The sequence below is a fragment of the Clostridiales bacterium genome (genome assembly GCA_012512255.1).
GTDB lineage: Bacteria > Bacillota > Clostridia > Christensenellales > DUVY01 > DUVY01.
The window spans coordinates 1-5,151 of record JAAZDJ010000075.1 but is presented as its reverse complement, the minus strand read 5'-3'; the positions used below and the strand labels follow the sequence as shown (position 1 = coordinate 5,151).

The following is a 5,151-nucleotide window of genomic DNA, read 5'->3' as shown; positions in this document are numbered from 1 at the left end:
TGTATAAATTATCATTTTTTTCGAAGCCGCTAATTTAACTATGTTGTTGCCCGCGAAACTTTCCACATTACTTATAATACCACAGCTTAAAATTATTCCCGTTTGTTGGGTGAACACCGTGTTCAAATCCACTTTGTTCCCGTTTGTTGAGTGAACACCCCTCAAGTACCCGTTTGTTGAGTGCAAGACAAAATCAGCCGTTACATTCAGCAAATGGGTATTTTCTATGCCCTAAGCAAACTGCAGAAAACAAAAAAGCCGCCAAAAAGCCTTAAAAATAAGACCTTTTGACGGTTTTTAGTGTAAAATATGTTGTTTGAGCCATTTTGGGCATAAAATAAGCACGCAAGCATTGTATCAATGCTTGCGTGCTTATATGGCGGAGAGGGGGGGATTCGAACCCCCGGTACGGTTTCCCGTACGCACGCTTTCCAAGCGTGTGTCTTCGACCACTCAACCACCTCTCCATTAGTTGATAAGTCAAAATTATCTTTTAAAAAAGTATATAAAAAGCTATTTAATATTATCATATCGGCGGTTTTTGGGCAAGTTTTTGGGGCATTTTGACGCCTAATAATATTTGGCAATAAATTTATTTGAATAAAAAATTAAGGCTTGATTATAATATTACCTATGCGTATATACGCAACTTTAATTTTCGTTTTTTTGTTTTTTAACTTTTACTAACTTGTTCTATTCAATTTTAGACCGTAAAAACAATTCTATAGTAATAGAAAATAGGCGTTTTAAGTTTTGGTCTTTTCTTACAATACTTTTTTAGGTAAAAAAATCGTTATTTTTTCCCCTTTTTTAATAACATATAGATAAGCGCGTAATGATTTATTTAATACTATTTTTCGGCTAATAACTCATTATAAAATAATATCATAAGCCCTTTAAGCTATGATTTATGACAATTTTTTAATTATCAAAACCTTTATTAAGAGTTTATATCCAATAAGTCTTTTTTTAAATAGCATTTTATGCTTAAGATGCTTATGCCAATATTTTTAAGATATTCAGGCCAATTTTCTTCCCATCAAGACGCCCATCGCGGACGACATCATAAGCCCTCGCGTCCAGCCGCTTGAGTCGCCCAGACAATGAAGCCCTTGTATATTGGTGTTAAGGTCGGTGTCCATTTTGACGCGGTTGGAATAAAACTTTAGCTCGGGCGAATACAGCAATGTCTCAATAGACGCAAAACCCGGAACGACTTGGTCCACCGCCTGTATAAAATTGATAATATTGGTCATAGCCCTGTATGGCATGGCGGCGGTAATGTCGCCGGCTACGGCGTCGGGCAAGGTGGGTTTTAGATTTGACCGCGACAGCTCATGTTCCCAAGTCCTTTTGCCGTCCAGTATATCGCCGAAGCGCTGAACCAAGATACGCCCCGCGGCCAGCATATTGGTCAATTCGCCCACTTTTTGCGCGTATTCAATGGGCTGATTAAAAGGGTGGCTGAAGTTGTGCGAACACAAAATGGCAAGATTTGTGTTCGGGGACTTAAAGTCTTTGTAAGAATGACCGTTGACGACAGCCAAGCCGTTGTCGTAATTTTCTTGGCTTACAAACCCGCCCGGGTTTTGGCAAAAAGTGCGCACCTTATTTTTGAAAGGCTTGGGATAGCCGATAAGCTTGGACTCGTAAAGCACATTATTGACTGTTTCCATAACTTCATTGCGCACCTCCACCCTTACGCCTATGTCAACCACGCCCGGCTCGTGCGCTATTTTGTGCTCTTGGCAGATTTTTTCCAGCCAATCCGCGCCCCGTCTTCCCGTCGCCACAACGGTATGGTCGGCAAATATCTCAAAACTTCTCGCCCCGTCAAAAGCTATCACGCCCTCGCACCGCGAGTCTTTTAAGATAAGGTTGGAACATTCATGCTCAAACAAAATCTCAACGCCGTTGTCAATCAAATAGCGTTCCAGCCCAAGATAGATCTCTTGCGCCTTCTCCGTGCCCAAATGCCTGATAGGGCAGTCAACCAGTTTTAGCCCCGCAGCGATCGCCCTTTTTCGTATTTCTTTTATTTCCTCGGTGTTGGCGACGCCTTCTATTTTCGGGTCCGCGCCAAATTCCAAATATATTTTGTCGGTATAGTCTATTAGCTCTTGCGTTTTTTGCTCGCCTATCAATGCGGGCAAGTCACCGCCCACTTCGCAGCTTAGCGAAAGCTTGCCGTCCGAAAAAGCGCCCGCGCCCGCGAAGCCTGTTGTTATATGGCAATAGGGCCGGCAATTTTGGCACTTTAAGGTTTTATGTTTGGGACATCTCCTTTTTTCTATGGGCAAGCCTTTCTCCACCATTATTATTTTTTTGGTTGATTTGTTCCTAAGCATTTCAATAGCCGTAAAAATCCCCGCTGGCCCCGCTCCCACTATTACGATATCGGCTTTCATGTTTTCCCTCCAATTTATCAAAAAAAACCTTATTTACTCTCAATTTTGTTATATATGCCTATGGCGCATAAGTCAACTGTTTATTTAACGCCATTTTTTTAGCTATTTTGGGCAAAGATAACAAAACCGCCTTATGAAAAAGGCGGCTTTGTTAGAAATATTTTTAATTTAGCTTTTAAAAAATCTTTAAAGTCTTTTTTTAATTACAAAGGCTTTATAAATAATTGGGTAAAATACAGCGTTCCGTTGGCGGCCTTTGCGCAGCCCACGCCTATTTGGGTAACCGTTGAGGACAGGATATTGGCTCTGTGCCCGGGCGAGTTCATCCACGCGTTCATAACGGCTTGGGCGGTTTTTTGCCCATACGCGATATTTTCAGCGGCGGCAGAAAATCTTAGCCCGAAGTCTTCAAGCATCTTAAAGGGCGAACCATAAACAGGCGAATAATGCGAAAAATAACGGTTGTTAATCATGTCTTGGGATTTAATTCGCGCCACCCTTGCCACCTGCCAATTATATGTCAATGGGCCTAAACCGTTGTAACTTCTTTGTAAGTTAACAAGCCTAAAGATTTCGTCTTCTATGGCTTTTAAGGGCGCGGCTTCCGGAATATTGATAATCTGACCGGGATAAATCAAAGACGGGTTTTTTATTTGCGGATTCGCCTTAATAAGCTCGGAAAGCCCTACCTCAAATTTGACGGCGATTTTCCATAGCGAATCGCCCGAAACTACCTTGTATGAAGTAGGCGCGGCGGCCGAAGCGTAACTGATTTGGGTTTGGCTGTGCTCAAACTCGTCTTCTGGCATGGCGCGAACGCTCAAACTAAAAGTCGTCAACAAAAACAACGCGATTATGGGTATAATTAAGATTTTTGGCTTTTTCATTTTTTTGCGCATCCTTGTTTTTTAGTTTTAATATTGCTATATGGGTATAAAAATATGCAAAATTTGGGCGGCGAATATATAAAAAACATATTTTAATGGGAATTTTTTGATTTTTTTGCCAAATAAGTTAATAATTGTAAGTTTTAAGGTTTTATGTTACTATATAAAAAAAAGAATAATTAGGGAGAGTTACCTTATGCAAAACTTTGAGTTTTACAATCCTACTCATCTAGTTTTTGGAAAAGACACCCAAAAAAGAGTGGGCGAATTAGTCAAAAAGCATAATGGCAATAGAGTTTTGGTAGTATATGGCGGCGGCTCGGTCAAAAAGAGCGGGCTTTTGGACGAGGTAAAGCAATATTTAAAAGAAGCGGATATAACATTTTATGAGCTGGGCGGCGTCGTTCCCAATCCCAGATGGGATTTGGTAGAAAAGGGCGTCCAAATAGTCAAAGAAAACAACTTGGACTTTGTCTTGGGCGTGGGCGGCGGCAGCGTTATAGACACCGTTAAGGCCATTTGCATGCAGGCGGTTTATGACGGGGACGCTTGGACGGATTTTTATCTCAACCAAAAAGAAGCCGATCGCGCCTTGCCAAACGGCAATATTTTAACGATCGCGGCGGCGGGCAGCGAATCCAGTCCCAATACTGTAATAACCCACGAAAAAGACAAGTTTAAGATTGGCGCATATAGCCGCGCGGTAATCCCCAAATTTGCCATTTTAAACCCCGAATTAATATACACCGTGCCCAAATATCAAGTGGGCTGCGGCGCTAGCGATATATTGGCGCACCTAATGGAAAGATATTTTACCAATGAAAAAAATGTGGACCTTACCGACAGATTAATAGAAGCCGTAGCCAAAACGATTATACACTATACGCCGCTTGTCCTAAAAAACCCGCAAGACTATAACGCCCAAGCCGAGTTTATGTTCGCGGGCACGATAGCGCACAACGGGCTTCTTAACTGCGGCAGAATAGGCGATTGGGCGTCGCACGGCATAGAGCATCAATTGTCGTTGTTTTATGATATAGCGCATGGGGCGGGCTTGGCTATAATCTTCCCGGCTTGGATAAAATATGTTTATAAGCATAACATCAATAGATTCGCGCAATTTTTCCAAAACGTGTTTGGTCTAAGTTACAGCCTATGCGATATGGAATTGACCGTGTTGCAAGGTATACAAAAGTTGGAAGATTTTTATACTTCCATAGGAATGCCCGTTCGCCTTAGACAAATCGGCATAGGCGATGAAAACTTTAAGCTTATGGCGCAAAAAGCCGTGGACGCAAAAAGCGTGGGCAACCTTGTGCCTTTGGACCCTCTGGATATAGAAAAGATATACAGATTAGCGTTATAATAATGTTAGAACTTTTATTCAGCGCGCCTAGGCTTTGGATTTTCTTGATTTTTGCGGCGCAGGTAATAATTTATCTTATAATAATGTCGCCCAAAATTAACTTGCATCTTGGCGTGTTTTTGGGCATAAGCATAGCGTTTTTGGCAATGTTTGTTTTGATATTAATATTTTGGATTATTACTATTTGGGCTGTTTTGGGAATGTTTTTGGCTTTATTGTATTGCTCGGGCGTAACCGTCCACCTAATTAAAGGCAAGCGCCATATAAAAGAAATATTGGAATAAAAAAAGCTATGCTTTTTAGTAAAAATAATGCGACTTATTATGAATATATAAAGAAATAATAAAACAAGTCTGTAATATTTATTACAGGCTTATTTAAAAATATAATACTCTAACTGTCATAATCAAAATCTTTAAACTGTCTCATTATAAATTTTTTTTAAATATAAATATATGCGCATATCGGCATATATGGGTATTGCCTTGTT

The 5,151-nt window shown here is 40.7% G+C and carries 4 protein-coding genes and 1 tRNA gene; 2 read left to right on the top strand and 3 right to left on the bottom strand.

All coding sequences use genetic code 11. The features are described 5' to 3' along the window. Positions 1–377: 377 nt before the first annotated feature. The 3 genes from GX756_04080 to safA all read right to left on the bottom strand — a co-directional run bounded on the left by GX756_04080 (position 378) and on the right by safA (position 3,217). Positions 378–467, bottom strand: a tRNA-Ser gene (locus GX756_04080). A gap of 552 nt (positions 468–1,019) precedes the next feature. Continuing rightward, positions 1,020–2,408 (bottom strand): FAD-binding protein, encoded by a 1,389-nt coding sequence (locus GX756_04075; GenBank protein NLC17037.1) that lies wholly within the window; start codon positions 2,406–2,408, stop codon positions 1,020–1,022. A gap of 203 nt (positions 2,409–2,611) precedes the next feature. After that, complete coding sequence (gene safA / locus GX756_04070; GenBank protein ID NLC17036.1) at positions 2,612–3,217, bottom strand: SafA/ExsA family spore coat assembly protein; 606 nt, start codon at positions 3,215–3,217, stop codon at positions 2,612–2,614. A gap of 274 nt (positions 3,218–3,491) precedes the next feature. Between safA and GX756_04065 the strand changes: the two genes are divergently transcribed. Both GX756_04065 and GX756_04060 read left to right on the top strand, forming a co-directional pair. Continuing rightward, positions 3,492–4,661, top strand: coding sequence for an iron-containing alcohol dehydrogenase (locus GX756_04065; protein ID NLC17035.1), 1,170 nt, complete (start codon positions 3,492–3,494; stop codon positions 4,659–4,661). A gap of 2 nt (positions 4,662–4,663) precedes the next feature. Next, complete coding sequence (locus GX756_04060; GenBank protein ID NLC17034.1) at positions 4,664–4,945, top strand: hypothetical protein; 282 nt, start codon at positions 4,664–4,666, stop codon at positions 4,943–4,945. Positions 4,946–5,151: the final 206 nt, after the last annotated feature.

Bases quoted from the DNA above. Each gene is read 5' to 3' on its own strand.
- safA (NLC17036.1), bottom strand. From the start codon at position 3,217: ATGCCAGAAGACGAGTTTGAGCACAGCCAAACCCAAATCAGTTACGCT.
- GX756_04060 (NLC17034.1), top strand. From the start codon at position 4,664: ATGTTAGAACTTTTATTCAGCGCGCCTAGGCTTTGGATTTTCTTGATT.
- GX756_04065 (NLC17035.1), top strand. From the start codon at position 3,492: ATGCAAAACTTTGAGTTTTACAATCCTACTCATCTAGTTTTTGGAAAA.
- GX756_04075 (NLC17037.1), bottom strand. From the start codon at position 2,408: ATGAAAGCCGATATCGTAATAGTGGGAGCGGGGCCAGCGGGGATTTTT.